General features: G+C 64.8%; 21 protein-coding genes, 1 tRNA gene and 1 pseudogene. 12 read left to right on the top strand and 11 right to left on the bottom strand.

Annotation, left to right across the window (positions count from 1 at the left end):
* Positions 1–135: 135 nt before the first annotated feature.
* Positions 136–1,653 carry an ATP-binding protein gene (locus AC24YW_RS35015; RefSeq protein WP_487486973.1) on the bottom strand — a complete coding sequence of 506 codons (1,518 nt, stop codon included), beginning with the start codon at positions 1,651–1,653 and terminating at the stop codon, positions 136–138.
* A gap of 139 nt (positions 1,654–1,792) precedes the next feature.
* Between AC24YW_RS35015 and AC24YW_RS35020 the strand changes: the two genes are divergently transcribed.
* From AC24YW_RS35020 to AC24YW_RS35030, 3 genes are read left to right on the top strand one after another with little or no spacing between them, the layout of a single operon-like run.
* A complete protein-coding gene (locus AC24YW_RS35020) occupies positions 1,793–2,350 on the top strand; it encodes a GbsR/MarR family transcriptional regulator (protein ID WP_487486974.1) in 558 nt (185 codons plus the stop codon).
* Positions 2,351–2,366: 16 nt separating this feature from the next.
* On the top strand, positions 2,367–3,032 hold the full coding sequence (locus AC24YW_RS35025) for a DUF4166 domain-containing protein (RefSeq protein WP_487486975.1): 666 nt from the start codon (positions 2,367–2,369) through the stop codon (positions 3,030–3,032).
* Positions 3,029–4,465: a TIGR01777 family oxidoreductase gene (locus AC24YW_RS35030; protein WP_487486976.1), complete on the top strand. Its 1,437-nt coding sequence runs from the start codon at positions 3,029–3,031 to the stop codon at positions 4,463–4,465. Before AC24YW_RS35025 ends, AC24YW_RS35030 begins: the two co-directional genes overlap by 4 nt.
* A 38-nt stretch (positions 4,466–4,503) precedes the next feature.
* Here the strand turns inward: AC24YW_RS35030 and AC24YW_RS35035 are convergent, their stop codons facing one another.
* Positions 4,504–5,355: a LysR family transcriptional regulator gene (locus tag AC24YW_RS35035; protein ID WP_487486977.1), complete on the bottom strand. Its 852-nt coding sequence runs from the start codon at positions 5,353–5,355 to the stop codon at positions 4,504–4,506.
* A gap of 111 nt (positions 5,356–5,466) precedes the next feature.
* On the opposite strand from AC24YW_RS35035, the gene AC24YW_RS35040 reads away from it, so the two are divergent.
* The gene (locus AC24YW_RS35040) at positions 5,467–5,889 is read left to right on the top strand and encodes a tautomerase family protein (RefSeq protein WP_487486978.1); all 423 of its coding nucleotides are present in this window, start codon (positions 5,467–5,469) and stop codon (positions 5,887–5,889) included.
* A 51-nt stretch (positions 5,890–5,940) separates the two neighbouring features.
* Here AC24YW_RS35040 and AC24YW_RS35045 read toward each other — a convergent pair.
* A pseudogene (locus tag AC24YW_RS35045) lies at positions 5,941–6,653 on the bottom strand (DNA helicase).
* Between the two features lie 196 nt (positions 6,654–6,849).
* Positions 6,850–7,599: a lipoyl(octanoyl) transferase LipB gene (gene lipB, locus AC24YW_RS35050; RefSeq protein WP_487486979.1), complete on the bottom strand. Its 750-nt coding sequence runs from the start codon at positions 7,597–7,599 to the stop codon at positions 6,850–6,852.
* Between the two features lie 82 nt (positions 7,600–7,681).
* Between lipB and AC24YW_RS35055 the strand changes: the two genes are divergently transcribed.
* Together AC24YW_RS35055 and AC24YW_RS35060 are read left to right on the top strand one after the other, a co-directional pair.
* Positions 7,682–7,924: a FliM/FliN family flagellar motor switch protein gene (locus tag AC24YW_RS35055; protein ID WP_018647371.1), complete on the top strand. Its 243-nt coding sequence runs from the start codon at positions 7,682–7,684 to the stop codon at positions 7,922–7,924.
* Positions 7,925–8,099: 175 nt separating this feature from the next.
* Positions 8,100–8,184 (top strand) — tRNA-Leu (locus AC24YW_RS35060).
* 29 nt (positions 8,185–8,213) lie between these two features.
* Here AC24YW_RS35060 and AC24YW_RS35065 read toward each other — a convergent pair.
* Positions 8,214–8,354 (bottom strand): hypothetical protein, encoded by a 141-nt coding sequence (locus tag AC24YW_RS35065; protein ID WP_487486980.1) that lies wholly within the window; start codon positions 8,352–8,354, stop codon positions 8,214–8,216.
* A gap of 240 nt (positions 8,355–8,594) precedes the next feature.
* Here AC24YW_RS35065 and AC24YW_RS35070 point away from each other — a divergent pair, with 240 nt between their 5' ends.
* Positions 8,595–9,203: a cysteine hydrolase family protein gene (locus AC24YW_RS35070; protein WP_487486981.1), complete on the top strand. Its 609-nt coding sequence runs from the start codon at positions 8,595–8,597 to the stop codon at positions 9,201–9,203.
* 15 nt (positions 9,204–9,218) lie between these two features.
* On the opposite strand, the gene AC24YW_RS35075 is transcribed toward AC24YW_RS35070, so the two are convergent.
* From AC24YW_RS35075 to AC24YW_RS35095, 5 genes are all read right to left on the bottom strand, one after another.
* Positions 9,219–10,373: a DUF305 domain-containing protein gene (locus tag AC24YW_RS35075; protein ID WP_487486982.1), complete on the bottom strand. Its 1,155-nt coding sequence runs from the start codon at positions 10,371–10,373 to the stop codon at positions 9,219–9,221.
* On the bottom strand, positions 10,370–10,549 hold the full coding sequence (locus AC24YW_RS35080) for a CsbD family protein (RefSeq protein ID WP_487486983.1): 180 nt from the start codon (positions 10,547–10,549) through the stop codon (positions 10,370–10,372). Before AC24YW_RS35080 ends, AC24YW_RS35075 begins: the two co-directional genes overlap by 4 nt.
* A gap of 165 nt (positions 10,550–10,714) precedes the next feature.
* Positions 10,715–12,319 carry an alpha-amylase family glycosyl hydrolase gene (locus AC24YW_RS35085; protein WP_487486984.1) on the bottom strand — a complete coding sequence of 535 codons (1,605 nt, stop codon included), beginning with the start codon at positions 12,317–12,319 and terminating at the stop codon, positions 10,715–10,717.
* A complete protein-coding gene (locus AC24YW_RS35090; RefSeq protein WP_487486985.1) occupies positions 12,300–12,881 on the bottom strand; it encodes a hypothetical protein in 582 nt (193 codons plus the stop codon). Before AC24YW_RS35090 ends, AC24YW_RS35085 begins: the two co-directional genes overlap by 20 nt.
* Before the next feature lie 11 nt (positions 12,882–12,892).
* Positions 12,893–14,068, bottom strand: a complete 1,176-nt coding sequence (locus AC24YW_RS35095) for a zinc-dependent alcohol dehydrogenase (RefSeq protein WP_487486986.1) — start codon at positions 14,066–14,068, stop codon at positions 12,893–12,895.
* Between the two features lie 153 nt (positions 14,069–14,221).
* Between AC24YW_RS35095 and AC24YW_RS35100 the strand changes: the two genes are divergently transcribed.
* The 3 genes from AC24YW_RS35100 to AC24YW_RS35110 all read left to right on the top strand — a co-directional run bounded on the left by AC24YW_RS35100 (position 14,222) and on the right by AC24YW_RS35110 (position 15,950).
* Complete coding sequence (locus AC24YW_RS35100; RefSeq protein WP_487486987.1) at positions 14,222–15,004, top strand: SDR family NAD(P)-dependent oxidoreductase; 783 nt, start codon at positions 14,222–14,224, stop codon at positions 15,002–15,004.
* A 25-nt stretch (positions 15,005–15,029) separates the two neighbouring features.
* The gene (locus AC24YW_RS35105) at positions 15,030–15,233 is read left to right on the top strand and encodes a hypothetical protein (protein WP_487486988.1); all 204 of its coding nucleotides are present in this window, start codon (positions 15,030–15,032) and stop codon (positions 15,231–15,233) included.
* Positions 15,234–15,749: 516 nt separating this feature from the next.
* Complete coding sequence (locus AC24YW_RS35110; RefSeq protein ID WP_487486989.1) at positions 15,750–15,950, top strand: hypothetical protein; 201 nt, start codon at positions 15,750–15,752, stop codon at positions 15,948–15,950.
* Positions 15,951–15,967: 17 nt separating this feature from the next.
* On the opposite strand, the gene AC24YW_RS35115 is transcribed toward AC24YW_RS35110, so the two are convergent.
* Entirely contained in the window at positions 15,968–16,252 is a 285-nt protein-coding gene (locus tag AC24YW_RS35115; protein WP_487486990.1) for a hypothetical protein, read from the bottom strand.
* Between the two features lie 271 nt (positions 16,253–16,523).
* Between AC24YW_RS35115 and AC24YW_RS35120 the strand changes: the two genes are divergently transcribed.
* Both AC24YW_RS35120 and AC24YW_RS35125 read left to right on the top strand, forming a co-directional pair.
* On the top strand, positions 16,524–16,733 hold the full coding sequence (locus AC24YW_RS35120) for a hypothetical protein (protein ID WP_487486991.1): 210 nt from the start codon (positions 16,524–16,526) through the stop codon (positions 16,731–16,733).
* A complete protein-coding gene (locus AC24YW_RS35125) occupies positions 16,733–16,933 on the top strand; it encodes a hypothetical protein (RefSeq protein WP_487486992.1) in 201 nt (66 codons plus the stop codon). The genes AC24YW_RS35120 and AC24YW_RS35125 overlap by 1 nt, the downstream gene beginning before the upstream one ends.
* Positions 16,934–16,955: the final 22 nt, after the last annotated feature.

Below are 16,955 nucleotides of genomic sequence, written 5' to 3' on the forward strand. Positions count from 1 at the left end.
TTACGGAGAGGGTTGGGGTGAGGGGCCTCTCTCAACACGAGCGGTGGTCGAAGGACCTGTACCCCCTCACCCGAATTCGATCTGCGATCGAATTCGACCTCTCCCGCAAAGAGGAGAGAGGTGAAGAAGAAGCACTCACCTCGGCAGTTTCGCGATCGCCTCGCTCAGCTCGTGGATCTCGTAGGGCTTGCGCAGGATCGGGAAATCGCCGCGCACGCCGGCGGCGACCTCGCTGTAGCCGGTGGCGAGCAGGATCGGCAGCCCGGGACGGATCTGGCGGAGGCGATGGGCGAGGCTGAGGCCGTCCATCTTGCCGGGCATGACGATGTCCGAGAACACGAAGTCGACGCCGTCGCTCTCGATCTCGCGCAATGCCGCTTCGGCATCGGCGACACGGCGCACCTGGTAGCCGAGCTGCTCGAGAAGACCGATGCTGACCAGCGCGACGTCGGGATTGTCCTCGACCAGCAGCACCGTGCCGCTGCCGCGGAACGGCGTTCCCGGCGTCTCCTGCGACGGCACATCTTTGCCGCGCGGCAGGACGATGGTGAATGTCGTGCCCTTGCCGAGCTCGCTTGCGACCTTCACCGTGCCGCCGGCCTGGTGGGCGAAGCCGTGGACCTGCGAAAGGCCGAGGCCCGTCCCTTTTCCGATCGGCTTGGTCGTGAAGAACGGCTCGAAGATCTTGTCGAGAACGTCGGACGGAATTCCGAGCCCGGTATCGCGTACGTCGACTGCGACGAATTCGCCGACAAGGGGCGCCTCGTTCAGCACGACATTGCGCGCCCCAATCGTCACCGTGCCGCCGTCCGGCATCGCGTCGCGGGCATTGATGACGAGATTGAGCAGCGCGGTCTCGAGCTCGGAGACGTCGGCCTTGATCGGCCAGGTGTCGGAGTGGATGTCGAAGGCGAGGCGCACGGAGCTGCCGACGCCCGCGTCGAGCACCTCGCGGATCGCCGCGACGCGTTCGGTAAAATCGATCGCCTGCGGATTGACGCTCTGCCGCCGCGCGAAGGTGAGAAGCTGGTTGGTCAGCGCCGCGCCGCGCTTGGTCGCGGTGTCGATCGCCGAAATGGCGCGCTCGAGCTTGGGGTCGTCGGCGGCGCTCCTCTTCAGGATGTGAAGGCTGCCGCTGATGATCATCAGAAGATTGTTGAAGTCGTGGGCGACGCCGCCGGTGAGCTGCCCGAGCGCATCGAATTTCTGCGACTCGGCCAGCTGCTTGTGCATCGCCTCGAGCTTGAGCTGCGCATTGCGGCGCTCTGTGATGTCGCGCGTGATCTTGGCGAACCCGATCAGCCTGCCGTCCTCGTAGATCGGGTCGATCACGACGCTCGCCCAGAAGAACGTGCCGTCCTTTCGGACGCGCCAGCCTTCCTCCTCGTATCGGCCTTTTTCCCGCGCGATGCCGAGCGCCCGCGCCGGCTTGCCGTTGGCGCGGTCCGTCTCGGTGTAGAAACGGGAAAAATGCTGGCCGAGGATCTCCTCAGGGGAGTAACCCTTGATGCGCTCGCCGCCGATGTTCCAACTGGTGATCATCCCGTTGGGGTCGAGCATGTAGAGGGCGTAGTCGGCAACCCCCTCAACCAACAGCCGGAAACTGCGCTCGCTCTCGAACAGGTCTCTCTGTTGACTGAACTTTTCGGCCATTCCCGGACCCCGCCTCGACGGGAACAAACGCGGCAATCGCCGGATGGTTCCCGCCTTGTGGAACATTTCTAGGCAGGACTGACGGGCCGCATGCAAGCCATCTCTTGACAAGAAGGCGAATTCGTCAGAGATTTCTGTTATGACAGAAATGACCGAAAAAAAGAAACTCCCCGGAGCCGTCGAGCGCTTCATTCTGCACTGGGGCGACATGGGCGACGAGTGGGGAGTGAACCGCTCGGTAAGCCAGATTCATGGGCTGCTTTATCTCGCCGAGGCGCCGATGACGGCCGAGGACATCGCCGACACGCTCGGCATGGCACGGTCCAACGTCTCCAACTCGCTGAAGGAGTTGCTCGCCTGGAACCTGATCCGGCGGGTGCCGATCCTGGGCGACCGCCGCGACCATTACGAGGCCGAGACCGACATCTGGGAGATCGCCGCGAGGATCGCGGCGCGGCGCAAGGAGCGGGAGATCGACCCGGCCATCGCGGCGCTCCGCGCCTGCGTGTCCGATGCCACGGACGATCCGAGCATCAGTCCGGTCGCAGCCAAGCGGCTGAAGGAGATGCTGGCCTTCACCGAGCTCGCCGATCACTGGTTCATGCAGATGCTGAAAGTGCCGCGGCCGCGGCTCGTCGCGTTGATGCGGCTTGGTGAAAAGATCGCCAACCTGTTGCCGATCGGCAAGGTCAAATAGTGTCGAGGAGGATGCGATGACGTCGGCAAGACTATCGGGCTCCAACGCATCGGCCTCCGCTCACGTAAGACTGCTCGACGACCGGCGTTTCCGGACGCTGCTGTCGGACGAGGATTGGGGCCGCCTGCCGCTCGCGACCTGGCGCCGCTTCTCGAAACGCGTCGCCGATGGTGACAGTATCGTCTATGTCGGCGTGGTCGACGAGCTCGCCTTCAGCGATTTGGGCTGGTGGTTTGCGCAGGCCGCGCGCCTGATCGGCGGACCATTGCCGACCGGCCGCGATATCGGTGTCCCCATGATCGTCACGGTCACCGAGGACGGTGCGACCGGCGGCCAGACCTGGACGCGCATCTGCGCGCGCAAGCGTGGCTTTCCGCAGGTGATCCATTCCGCCAAGCGTTTTGCCGGACCGACCGGGCTCGAGGAATATGTCGGCTTCGGCGTCTCGATGGCGCTGCGCATCGCGGTCGAGGATCAGGTGTTGATCTTTCGCAGCGCCGGCTACGGCCTCCAGCTCGGACGCTTGTGGCTTCCGCTGCCGCGCTGGCTGACGCCGGGCGAGCTGATCGTTACGCATCGGGATCTCGGCGAGGGCGCTTTCCGCTTCACCCTCGATGTCACGCACCCGCGTCACGGTGCGCTGATCCATCAGTCCGTCCTGTTCAGGGAGGCCGTATCATGACGCCGCTGTTGTGGACACTCATCGCCATCCAGATCGTGATGGGTGTGTTCGACACCTTCTATCACCACGAATTCACCGAGCGCCTGGCCTGGCGGCCGTCACAGCGCTTCGAGCTGAAGCTGCACGGCGTCCGCAACATGCTCTATGCGCTGCTGTTCCTGGTGCTCGGCTGGCTCGAGGTTCACGGCGTGCTGGCGCTGTTGATCGTCGCGGTGCTGGTCGCGGAGATCGTCATCACCTTGATGGATTTCGTCGAGGAGGATCTGAGCCGCAAGCTGCCGCCGAGCGAGCGAATCAATCACACGCTGCTCGCGATCAATTACGGCGCCATCCTGGTGTTGTTGATGCCCGTCCTGATCGCCTGGGCGATGCAGCCCGTCGGCGTGATCGTCCTCTATCAGGGTCTGCTGAGCATCGCCGCGACCGCCTGCGCAGTCGGCGCGGCACTGTGCGGCCTCAGGGACTTTGCGGCGATGCGCCGGCTCGGCCGCATGCGAAGCGTTTCCGCAGCCGGGCTCGTCGAAAAGCTGCCCGGCCGCAAGACCGTGCTCATCACCGGCGCCACCGGCTTTATCGGCAGCCGTCTTGCGGCAAGCCTCAGCGGGACAGGGCACCACGTCATCGCGCTGATCCGCAATCCCGCGAAAGCCGAGATGCTGCCGCCGCCGGTGACCCTGATCGCCAGACTTGATCAGCTCCCCTCGGACACGCAGATCGACGCCATCGTCAACCTCGCCGGTGAGCCGATCGGCAACGGCCTGTGGACCAACGCGAAGTGCGCGAAGATCATCGGCTCGCGCATCGACATGACCGGCGAGGTCGTCAAACTGATCGCGCGACTCGCGCGCAAGCCCGAGGTACTGATCAGCGGCTCGGCGATCGGCTGGTACGGGTTGTGGGCCGACCAGGTGCTGACGGAATCGGCCAAATCTCACGCTTGCTTCAGCCACGAGCTGTGCGCGGCCTGGGAGACTGCGGCGCAGCCGGCGGAGGAGCTCGGCGTGCGCGTGGTGTATTTGCGCATCGGCCTCGTGCTCGGCACCGAAGGCGGCTTCGTCACGCGCATGCTGACGCCGTTCGAGTTCGGCCTCGGCGGACCGCTCGGCAGCGGGCGGCAATGGATGTCCTGGATCGAACGCGACGATCTGATCCGGCTGATCGCTTACCTGATCGCGACGCCTGATCTGTCGGGTCCCGTCAACGCCACGGCGCCGATCCCCGTCACCAATGCAAAGTTCACCGAGGAGCTCGGCCGCCGCCTGCACCGGCCCGCAATGTTCCGCATTCCCGGCGGCCTGCTCCGCCGGATCGGCGGCGCCTTTGCCGACGAGCTCCTGCTCGGCGGTCAGCGCGTGCTGCCGAACAAGGCGCTGAGCCGCGGCTTCGTGTTCCGCCACGAGACGCTGCGCAGCGCGTTCGAGGCGATATTGTGAGGTGATGTGATGGCGTGCGATGAGAGGCGCTGCAAACACTAGGCGACTTGGCTGCGGAACGCCGCCGCCACCGCGCGCAGCGCCGCGAGCTTGGCGGGATCGCTGACCTTCGAATGCAGCATCACCTTCGAGCTGCCGAGCTTCGGCAGCTTGTGCGCAGGGCCGACGTCGGTCAGCCCGGGAGGCGCGATCCGCCGTGCCAATGGCGCAATGGCAAGCCCGGCGAGTGCTGCGGCCACCACCGCGGTGACGCCGCCACCGACGAAGCGCTCACGCCAGGCGAGGCCGGCCTTGTCGAGCGCGCGCACGGCGACGGCGCGCACTCCGCAGGGCGGGGCGAGGGTTGCGAGCGGCAACGGCTCGCCTTTCGGCAGCGTGAATCGGCGTGCGGCGAACCAGCCGAACTCGTCCTCAGTCAGTTTCTCGCCGCCGCGGCGGCTGCCTTCCTGGCGGACGATCACCGCATCGAGCTCGCCGGCGTCGTAGGCATCCTGTATCTCGCGCGAGAAGCCGATGGTCACGGCGAGGGTGAGGTTGGACGACATGGCGTGCAGCCGTTCGAGTAGCGGCACCAATTCGGGGCCTGCGGCGTGATCGGAGATGCCGAGCGAGAGCGATTGCGCGGCCGGCGCGTCGCCCGACAGCGCGAGATCGTGTGCCGTCATCAGCGCGCGGGCGCGATCGAGGAACGCGGCGCCATCGGCGGTAAGGCGGACTGCGCGCGGCGAACGCTCGACGAGGCGCTTTTCCAGCAACGTCTCCAGCCGCTGCAGCTTCAGGCTAACCGCAGCCTGCGTCGTGCCGAGCGCTTCGGCGGCGCGGGTGAAGCTCTGGAGGTCGGCGACCAGAAGGAATGCCTGGACGGTGGCGATGTCGAGTGTAGCTGTCATTACAGATCATTATCACTAGTATCATGATAGATAAGATACCAAAATGACGGCGGCGGGTCTAGTTTCTTCCCGACGCCGCACGCATTGCGCGGCATATCGAGGAGAACGACAATGCCCCTGATCACCGTGTCCTACACCACCTCCCGTCAATCCCCCTCGCTGAAGGCCGATATCGCGAGCGCGGTGTCCGAGCTCACCGCAAAAATCCTGCACAAGGACCCCAAGGTCACCGCCATCATCGTGAAGTCGGTCGAAGCAGGCGACTGGTTCGCCGGCGGCAAGTCGCTCGCCGAGCAGAAACTCGCAAGCTACTGGATCGACATCCACGTCACCGAGGGCACCAACACCAAGGACGAGAAGGCAGCCTATCTCGCCGCCATGTTCAAGCGCATGGCCGAGATTTTGGGACCGCTGCATCCCGAGACCTACCTGCATGTCGACGAGGTCAAGGGCGACGCCTACGGCTTCGGCGGCCTGACCCAGGAACGGCGCTACATCGCCGGCAAGCTCGAAGTGTCGCTGCAGGCGTCGTGATGCGAGAGGCCGCGGGTGAGCCATCTCACCCGCGGAGGCTGCGAACGATCGTCAGCTTGCTGCGCGGAACTGAAGCTCGGAATTGCCGAGGAAGCACGTCTTGTCGAACAGCTTCAGGTCCAGCGGGTTCGGCAATCTGACATCGCTGAGATCAGGACAGGGCTTGGCTGCAGGATCATAGGATCGATCGATCTGCGAGATGAAGATGACGATCAGCCCCTTGTCGCGCGCGAATGACCTCAGCGCGCGCACCTGCACCGTCAGGTCGGGATTTTCCCGCCTCTGATCGAGCAGCTGCAGGTAGTCGATCACGACGAAGGTGCCGCGCGGCGCCGCGGCCATTTGCTTGACGACGTAATCGGCGCTGATCCCGTCGGAGCAATCCACCTCAAACAGCTTGTCGAACTGCGCCGGCTCCGCGCCGATCGCACGGAGGCGGTCCAACACATCTCGCTCGGTATATTCAAGCGAGAAGAACGCCGCGCGATGGCCAGACTTCATGCTTCGACGGCCAGTCCGAGGCTCATCAGCGTCTTGCCCTGGCCGGGACGTGCCCCGACCAGCACCAAATCGCCCGGCCGCAATTGCGGGAACAGTTTGCTCGCCGGCGTCAGTGCGGCTGCTTTCGCCGCGAGCATGCTCCAGGCGGAAAACCCTTCCGCCGCAGCGACGCGGTCAAGCGCGTCGTGGAGCGGAATGCCGGCCTCGCGAGACAGGCGCCTGGCCTTGCGCTTCAGATGGTAGACGGGTGCGGACAGTTTCATCAAAACCTCCCATTGCGAGCATGGATCGCAACCCCTCCTTATGCCTGGCGCTCGAACAGTCGGCCGATGCTCAACTCGCCCGGCATGAGGTCTGCTTTCCCGGCGGAGGGGGGAGGCGTGGGCGGCACCGGAATGGAGCGTAGCTGATTCCGCGACGGTCGGAGAGCGGGCCGCGGTCCGCTCAAACAGAAAAAGATCAGACGGCCGCTTCCGGCAGCAGCGCGCGGGTCGGTCCGAACAGCTCTTCGAACGCCAGCCTGAGCGCGATGTCGACATCGGCCATGGTCACGAGCTGGCCGAGATCGACCAGCGAGGTGACGCCGTAGCGGGGATCGACCACGCCGCAGGGCACGATGCCGGCGAAATGCGACAGCTCCGGCTCCACATTGATGGCGATGCCGTGAAACGAGACCCAGCGCTTCAGGCGGACGCCGATCGCCGCGATCTTGTCTTCGTGCTCAGGCCCCTTGTCGGGCCGCTTCACCCAGACGCCGACTCGGTCCTCGCGTCGCTCGCCGCGGACATTGAAGGCGGCGAGCGTCTTCAGAATCAGCTCCTCCAGGCTCGCGACATAGGCCCGGACGTCCGGCCGGCGGCGCTTGAGGTCCAGCATGATGTAGGCCACGCGCTGGCCGGGCCCGTGATAGGTGAGCTGCCCGCCGCGTCCCGTCGCAAACGTCGGGAATCGGGCATCGAGCAGATCCGAATCCTTGCCCGAGGTGCCGGAGGTGTAGAGCGGGGGATGTTCCAGCAGCCAGACCAGTTCAGGGGCCTCGCCCGCGGCGATCGCCGCGACGCGCGCCTCCATGGCGGCCACGGCCTCCGGATAGGGCACCGGTGCGTCCGAAATCCGCCATTCGACGGGCTTGCCGCCTGCGGCGGAAAACGACGTCAAATCGAGCTCTTGACGCTGGTTTCGGCTGGGGTTTTGCGGCGAATTAACCATTGGCTAACCATAACGTGGTGATCATCTCGGGAGCAAATGAAGAGTCCCAAGTCCGAAGTCTCAAGTTGCGGCGGTCCTGACAGTGCCCACACTCGATAAAGTCACCGTGGATCTCATGGTCGTCCTCGGGACGACCACCATGCCGATCCATCAGGTATTGCGTCTTTCCCGCGGCGCCATCATCGAGCTGGACGCAACCGAGGCCGACGAGGTCAAGGTGCTCGCCAATAATCTGCCGGTCGCCTCGGGAGTCGTGCTGGTCGACCGCAACCGAATCGCGGTCGAGGTCAAGCAGATGCTGCCGCGCTCGCCGGGGACGCGGTAGGGTCCCGGGGGCGAGTGGTGCCCAAGCACCCGATAGGGCCGATCCGGGCGGGTGAGGATTTCCTGCCAAGCTTGTGGAATTCAGGGTCTTTGCAGGCTTGTATCCCCCTGATGGATTTGTTAGATCGGCGGCCGCTGATCCGGCCAGCCTTCCGACCTCAGGCCGGCATCTCCTAGCGCTCGTGGCGGAACTGGTAGACGCGCTGCCTTGAGGTGGCAGTGGGTAACACCGTGGGGGTTCGAGTCCCTCCGAGCGCACCATAAATCGATTGAAATCGCTAAGCTTTTTGCTAGGCCGCCGCGGGCAGATCCGGATCGGCAATTGCACCTGCAACACGGACGCGTACGCGCAGCGCGTTGACGGGATAGGCGATCGGCATGTCCTCGACGTCGACGGCCTTGAGGCTGTCGCGCGCAGCGCCGGCGTGCACGGCGCGGTCGGCTGCGATGTCGCGCGCGGCTGGTGCCTTGCCGATCCACTCGCGGACGGACGAGCGTCACCTTGGCGTGCGATTGCCTCGATCCGCACTGGGGCGCCGCTTTCCACGCCATCTCAGCAAGGCTCCGAGCGCCTAGGAACCTGCGATGGCATTTGCGGTTTTGGATGGACGCGCGAGAGGCTCCGATCTCTGCGTCATGAACGAGTGCCACATGATCGGGGGGCGAGAACGATGAGGGACACTACGTCCGATGTTGCCGAGATCCGCGGCGCCGTTCACCTGTGCATCGACATGCAGAACATTTTCGCCCCCGACGGCCTTTGGGCGACGCCCTGGATGGAGCGCGTCCTGCCGACCGTCGTCTCGGTCGTTTCGCGCCATGCGGAGAGAACCATCTTCACACGCTTCATCACCCCGCAGGATCCGGAGGATCGCCCGGGGCAATGGCAGAGCTATTTCCGCCGCTGGCGCCAGGCGACGCGCAGGCATCTGCCGTCATCGGCTCTGGAGCTCGTGCCGGCCTTGGCACGGTTCGTTCCGCCGGCGGCCGTGATCGACAAGCCGGCCTATTCCGCGTTCAGCAATCCCGATCTTGCGAGTCTGCTGGTCGAGAAGAACGTCGGCACGGTCGTGATATCGGGCGCGGAGACGGACGTCTGCGTGCTCTCGACCGTCCTGAGCGCCGTCGATCTCGGCTTCAGGATCGTCATCATCGAGGACGCGCTGTGCAGCTCGTCCGATGTCGGCCACGACGCGCTCATGACGATGTACCGCACCCGCTTCCACGGCCAAGTCGACCTGGTGACAGCGGAAGAGCTGGCCGAGGTCTGGCGGGAATAGGGGGCTACGCTCCGTTCAATTGACGTTGTCGCCGAACATGTTGCGGACGCCTGTGGTGACGGCGGCGAGGCCGCGCGTGCCATGCATCAGCGCGATCTCGCCCTGCTGTTCGTGGCGGATGGCGTGCGCCATGATGCGCAGGCGCGGGTCGCCTCGGCTGTGCCACATCTGGTCCGCCATCCTGACCGCACCGCGGTGATGCCTGCTCATCGCCTCGACGAACATGGTATCGAACTGGTCCGGCGGCGCGGTCTTGACCTGGCGCATCTCGGCCTGCGTCAGAAAGCCCGGCATCGCCGCACGCTCTTCGGTGCTGCAATCGGGCATCTCCGTATCGAACCAGCTCAGCCACCAATTCTCGAAGATGCGCTTCTCTCCGGTCTGGCTCGCGACCATCAGCATCGCGAGCTTGCGCAGATGTGGATCCTGCGCGCGCTCGGCAGCCGTCCGCGCCAGCTCGATGCCCTGGGCATGATGGGTGGTCATGTGACGGATGTAGGCTTGGTCTTCATCCCTGTCGCGGCCCATCCACGGCAGCTCGTAACCATGACCGCCGAACAACGCGACCGCCCCAAGCAGCGCAATCACGGCCAGCGCGCCGGTGATCCACATGCTGGTGAACCGCACGTCGCTATCGGGCGCAGTCCCGCGCCTCCAGCGCAGGCGCGCGAACAGGGGATACATCACGGCCGACGATCCATGAACCAGCAGTCCGATCCAGTAGGGTTGTTGCAGCGTGAACAGCGGCTGCCAGAATGGAAACAGCGGCACCAGCACGAACCATTCCATGCTTGAAGAGAACACGGCCCAGGGCAGCGCCAGCAGCAAAATCGTCGTCGGCCGCAAGTCGGCCGTCCAGCGTCCGAGCACACCGAAGAAAGCCAACGCCCAGGAAAAATCGGCCCATTGGTGAAAGGCGATCCCGGCCAGGATCGCGCACCAGGACGGCTCGGAGCTGATCGCCCAGTCGCGCGCAGGGATCGCGGCGACCGTCATCCAGTCGACAGCCGCATCGCGGCCGATGCGGGCGGCGAAGAGCTGACTGACGATGGTCGAGAAAGTGCTGCTGATCAGGCCGAGCGCGGCGGCGGCAATCCAGCGCGAACGCCGCCGCTCGCCGGTGGTGCGCCGCGCCCCACCCGCGAGTGCTGGTCGCGGCTCTGCGTTCACGTCAGCTGCTTGAGCTTCTTCAGCGGATTGAGCTCGCTCGGCTTGTCCTGTTCGGCGCGCCCGCGCTCGGCTTGCGCCTTGCCGTCATCGTGCAGATCCTGGTCGCCGATGATTTCGCCGACGGCCTGCTTGGTCTTGCCGGCGATCCGCCGCTGCAGGCCTTTGGTCTTGCCCATGAGCTGCCTCCGATATGTCTTGCCGAGGACCTCACGCCGCTACCCCGGCGCCTAAAGGGGGCGTGGGCGCCGGGGCTGCGGTCTTGCAGATTGCTTCCGACGGCGGGGGGGGGACGCCGGACGCGTTGATCAGACTCTTTGCGACGCGGATGGTTCCTCCAGACATCACCGAGGCTCGAGCGCGATGATCACGCCTTCGTTGCCCCGGAGCAGAATGGACGCATCCGGCATCGGCTCGGGCGGCCGATCCAAATGCGTCGATATCAAGAGACGGCCGCGACCTTGCCAGTGGAATTTCCGCGGTTCGGCCGCGATATTGAGCGCGACCAAAATCTCGTTACGGTCCTCCGTCCGTCTGAAGGCCAGGACATCGTTCTGCGAGCGCAGCGGCTCGTAGCCGCCTCGTCGCAGCCCGGGATGCTCGCGCCGCAGCGCCATTAGCGCGCGAAACAGAGCGAGGATCGAGCGCTCGTCGCGCTGTTGTGCGGCGATGTTGGCCGCACCATCGGGTGGCTCCAGCGGCAGCCATGGGTGGCCCGTGGTGAAGTCGCCATCGGGGCTGTCATCCCAGCGCATCGGTGCACGCTCGGGGTCGCGGCACAGACCGTAGCCGGGCACGAGCTTCTCGAAGGGATCGCGGACGCGGTCGGCAGGTATTGGCACGCGCTTGCGGCCGATCTCGTCGCCCATGAAGAAGAACGGCGTTCCCCGCAGCGTCATCAGCAGCATCGCCAGCGCGCGCATCTGCGCCTCGCCGATCTTGCTCGCGATCCGCTGCTTGTCGTGGCCGCCGATGACCCAGACCGGCCAGCCATCGTCAGGGATGGCGTTGAGATAGGCGTCGATCGTCGCCTGCAGCGAGAGGGCGTCCCATTTGGAATCGAGCAGGGCGAAATTGAGCGGCAAGTGCAGGCGCGGCCGGTCGTTGCCGTAGAAGTGGCCGATGCGGTCGGTCTTGCCCTGGACCTCGCCGCACAGCATCCGCCCGGGATAGGCGTCGATCACCTCGCGAATGAACTCGATGCAATCCATCGTTTCGGGCCGGTCGTCGGTGAACACCGGCGTCTGCCGCTGCGGCGGCGGCTTGCCCTCCGCGTTCGGGTTCGGCGGATTGTCGCGCAACAGCCGGTCCTTGATCAGGACCGCGCTGGCGTCGACGCGAAAGCCGTCGACGCCGCGGTCGAGCCAGAACCGCATGGAATCGGCGATCGCCTCGCGCACTTGCGGGTTGCACCAGTTGAGGTCGGGCTGCTCCACCAGGAAAGAATGATAGTAATATTGCCGACGCGCCTCGCACCATTCCCAGCCGCTGCCGCCGAACCGGCTCAGCCAGTTGTTGGGCGGCCCGCCGTTCTCGGCCGGATCGGCCCAGATGTACCAGTCGGCCTTGGCGCTGTTGCGCGAGCTCGCGCTCTCGACGAACCATGCATGATCGTTCGCGGTGTGATTGGGGACGAGGTCGAGGATGAGCCGGATGCCCGCGGCATGCAGCGCTTCGAGCAGTCGATCGAACTGCTCGAGACTGCCGAAGGCGGGATCGATCGAACAATAGTCGGAGATATCATAGCCGAGGTCCCGGAACGGGCTCCTGTAGATCGGCGTCAGCCACACCGCGTCGACGCCGAGCCACTTCAGATAGTCGATGCGCGACAGCAGCCCGGCAAGGTCGCCCTTGCCGTCGCCGTTCGAGTCCTGAAAGGAGATCAGCGCGATCTCGTAGATGACGGCGGATTGCCACCACGCAGTTTCATCACGGGACGCGGCGCTCATCACCCTGCTTCACCTCGTTTGTCTTTTCGTGTGTCGTGGCATGCGTCGCGATCTGCCTTGCCGCAGTCCGGATGCTCTCGATGCCCTTGGGGAAACCGCTGCGGTTCGGATAGAGCTTGCGCCGTGCATCGCGCGGCGGGCGTCGCGGCTTGGTGTCCTGGGCGGCGCGGTAGTCGAGCACGGCGATGCCGCCGACCATCAGCAGCGCCAGCGCGATATTGCCCTTCTTGGGATTGTCCGCCGTCAGCCCGGACAGCAGCGCAGCGGCATCGAGGCCGTCGCCGCCGACGCGGGCCCACAGGCCGGCGTTCTTGTCGACCGAGAGCGACATGATCCCGGACATGATCTCGCGCACGCCGAAGGCGCGCACCATCGTCTCGCGGCCTTCCATGCCCAGCGTTTCCGTGACGCGCCTCGGTGCGAACAGTTCGACCACGCCAAGTCCGATGCTGAACCAGCCGAGCGCGCGCGCGAGCTGGTCCGCAGGCCGCTTCAGGCTCGGTCCGCCCGCGACGATCTTGGGGTCGCCCTTGGTGCGCACGATGTTGGAGAAATGAAACATGGCTTGCTCCTTCAGGGCTTCAGCACGACCTTGACGCAGGAATCGCGCTTGTCGCGAAACACCTGGTACATCTCCGGTCCCTGGGTGAGCGGGACGGTGTGGGTGATGACGAAGGACGGATCGATCTCGCCTTCTTCGATGCGGCGGAGCAGATCGTCGGTCCAGCGGTTGACGTGGGTCTGGCCGGTCCGCATCGTCAGGCCCTTGTTCATGAAGGCGCCCATCGGGAGCATGTCGGACAGGCCGCTGTACACGCCCGGCACCGAGATGATGCCGCCGGGACGGCAGACATAGATCATCTCGCGCAGCACGTGGGGCCGGTCGCTCTCGGCCATCACCATCTGCTTGGCACGGTCGAGCAGGGTGTCGGGCTGAGACGGCATCACATGCGCCTCCATGCCGACGCAATCGATGCATTTTTCCGGGCCCTTGCCGTCGGTCAATTCCTGGAGCCGCTCCACCACGCTCTCGGTCTCGAAGTTGATCGTGGTGGCGCCGCCGGCCTCGGCCATGCTGAGCCGCTCCGGCAGGCAGTCGATCGCGATGACCTGGTTGGCGCCAAGCAGGATGGCGCTGCGGATCGCCATCTGTCCGACCGGGCCGCAGCCCCAGATCGCGACCGTGTCGGTCGGCTCGATGTCGCATTGCACCGCCGCTTGCCAGCCGGTTGGGAAGATGTCGCTGAGGAACAGCAATTGCTCGTCGGGAATGCCCGGGGGCACCTTGATGTGGGTGGCGTCGGCAAAGGGCACGCGCAGATATTCGGCCTGGCCGCCGGGATAGCCGCCGGTCAGATGCGTGTAGCCGAACAGGCCGGCGGTGGTGTGTCCGAATACCTTGTCGGCCAGATGGCGCTTGCGGTTGGTGGTCTCGCACACCGAGAAATTGCCGCGCTTGCACTGGTCGCATTCACCGCAAATGATAGTGAAGGGCACGACGATGCGGTCGCCTTTCTTCAGCTTGCCGTTGACGCCCGAGCCGACCTCGACCACTTCGCCCATGGTCTCGTGGCCCATGATGTCGCCGGGCAACATGCCCGGAATGAAACTGTGAAAAAGGTGCAGGTCTGAGCCGCAGATGGCGCAGCTCGTGACCTTGATGATGGCGTCGCGCGGGTCCTGGATCTCGGGGTCGGTGACCGTGTCGCAGCGAATATCTTCCTTGCCGTGCCAAACCAGCGCCTTCATCTTCCGTCCTCTCGGCTGAACCAGTTGGCACTTAAGTCCAGGAATGAACGATGGTTGCTAATCGACGTGCATTTCTTCGCGAGCGCACCCGATAGGAACGAGATGGTGGCGGCGCGATTGGGCGTCATCATCCTCCTGTCAAGGACCTATGACATGCCCGCCAATCAGCTCGCCGTCGTCACCGGCGCCTCCACCGGCATCGGCCTGGAACTCGCGCGCTGCTGCGCCCAGGCCGGGTTCAACCTCGTCATCGCCGCGGATGAACCTCAAATCGAACGGGTTGCCGTCGATCTGCGCCGGCTCGGCGGCAGCGTGGAGCCGGTCGAGGCCGATCTCGCGACCACCGAGGGCGTCGACAAGCTCTGCGACGCCATCAGTGACCGGCCGGTGGATGCGTTGCTGGCCAATGCCGGAATCGGCCTCGGCAAGGCTTTCCTCGACCAGGACTTCGCCAGGGTGAAACACCTCATCGACACCAACATCACCGGCACGCTGTATCTGATCCACCGGGTCGGCAACGAGATGCTCCGCCGCAAGGCCGGTCGCATCCTGATCACCGGCTCGATCGCCGGCTTCATGCCCGGCAGTTTCCAGGCCGCCTATAACGCCAGCAAGGCGTTCCTCGATTCATTCTCCTTCGCGTTGCGCGAGGAATTGCGCGACAGCGGCGTCACGGTGACATGCCTGATGCCGGGCGCCACCGAAACCGAGTTCTTCCGCCGCGCCGACATGATGGACACCAAGGTCGGCACCGAGAAAAAGGACGGCGCCTACGATGTCGCCAAGGCCGGTTTCGATGCGATGATGCGCGGGGAGGCCGATATCGTCACCGGGCTGAAGAACAAGATCCAGACCACGGTCGCGAACGTCACGCCGAACGAGATGTTGGCCAAGCAGCACCGCAAGATGGCCGAGCCGGGCACGGCAAGGTCGTAGAGCGACGCGCAGGCAATGTCGCGGAGTGCGCGAACCGCTCTGCGGAGCGAAAGAAGACCCCAATTCACATAGCCCAACGCGCCGCGGCCCTCAAACCGTCAAATTGTACGGGCTGAAACAAGAGGGGGCCGCGATGGCAATGGATTACATCGAACAGGCCTTTGTCGCGACTGCGGTTACGGGTTTTCTCGTGATGATGGTCGCAATCGTCTGGATGATGATGAGCTGAAGGTGGGGAGCTTGCCGTCTTGCGCATCGCGCTGCCTTACGCCGCGGTTATCCTGTGCCTGGCCGTGACTGCCTGGCTTGCCTTCGCGCATCTCTTCTGATCGCCCATCAGCCATCATCAAGTCAGCGGTCTTGACCGGATTTCCGCCGGTCTGGCCGGGCGGGATGCTTTGTGCCTCCCGAACTCATCGCGCAGGCGTTGCTCACTAACGAGATGATCGCTCGCGCGCAGCAGTGCCGTCGCTTTGCGAACCATATCGCGGGAATGGTTCACGCTGCTTGTCGGCGGTGGAATTGGAGGCGCAAATCATCGAGCATTCCTCGAGTCTTGCGAAGAAGCCGAAGGAACACGCTTCGTTGGTGGGCAAGAAGGACCGTAACTCCAGTCTTTTTGCCGCGACAGGCAACCGTTCCCTTTCTGGAACGTTAGATCGTCTGCCAGGCTAGTGCTGCGGGCATCCACCAACCCGTCCGAACGCAACGGCGCGCTCGACCTCATGCACCAGGAGGACGCCTGATGAGGACGCGACATCAGTTCAAGCAAGTCGAAACTCTGGAAGCGCGGCTCGCCGCCGAGGCGGAGCGGCTGCGCGAGCAGGCCAGCTTGCTTCCGCCCGGCGCGGCGCGCGACGAGATCCTGCGCAAGGCGCGTCAGGCGGAAACGGGGTCTCAGATGAGTGAGTGGCTGAGGTCGCCGGGATTGCAGCCGCCGAATTAGCCCGGCGATGCCAGTCGTCAGCGCCGCTTCGCGGCTTTGGCTCGCCGGTTGTAGGGCGAGCGGTTGGCGGGCCGCAGCGAAATGCCTTCGCGCTGCGCCTTGCTGCGGATGGCCGCGACGGGGCGCTGCAGCTTGATGCTCATCACGCCGGTCGGCGTGTTGCCCTTGGCAAGCTGCTTCAGCTTGCTCACGTCCGCCGCCGTCCACGGCTCGCGCGCGCGGCGCTTGTAGGCGGGATTTGCCTTGCGCGGTCCTTTGCGACCGATCGGCGAGCCCGGTCGTTTCCATGCTGCTTTTGCCATGATGATCCTCCTTCAAGTCGTTCTTGAACATACGAATCAGCATTTCGGTTCCGGCCCCGCCCGGATCGATCGATCCTGCGTTGCGCTTTGCGCAAAATCGCGCAGCGTTAACTTATTGAAATGCTGGAACCGCGAATTGCGGCGGAAGCTACGAGCATTGCCGGGCTGGGCCGCCCGTCCGGCAAGTGACTTGAGACATTCGAAAACTTGGGCGCCGGCGCCTAATCCCCCGCCGGGGCCAATTTCCCCAACCGCATCATGCGTGAGTCCCATGACCGCCAAACGTAACCGCAGGAAACAGACTCAGTCGCTCCAGGAGCGGCTTGTCGCCTTCGCCGAGAAGGCCCGCGAGCGCGCAAGCAGCCTGCCGCCCGGCAGGGAGCGCGAGATGCTGCTGCAGCGCGCCAAGCAGAACGAACTAACCTCGAACCTGACGGACTGGCTGAGCGCCCCCGTGTTGCCGCGACGAGGACCGTCCTGATGGGAAGCTTCAAGCACTACCGCGCGTTCCAGATCGATCCCGACGGCCAGTTGTTCGGATGCATCAACCTGGTCTGCGACGACGACGAGCAGGCCAAGCGCAAGGCCGCTTCGCTCGCCCAGGTGCATCGCATCGAGCTGTGGCGGCTCGATCAACGGATCGCCAAATTCGATGCGCCGCAGGAGCTTGTTCGTCAATAGGTGATTGGAACCGCGTGCTGGA

Source organism: Bradyrhizobium sp. USDA3516 (assembly GCF_057651995.1).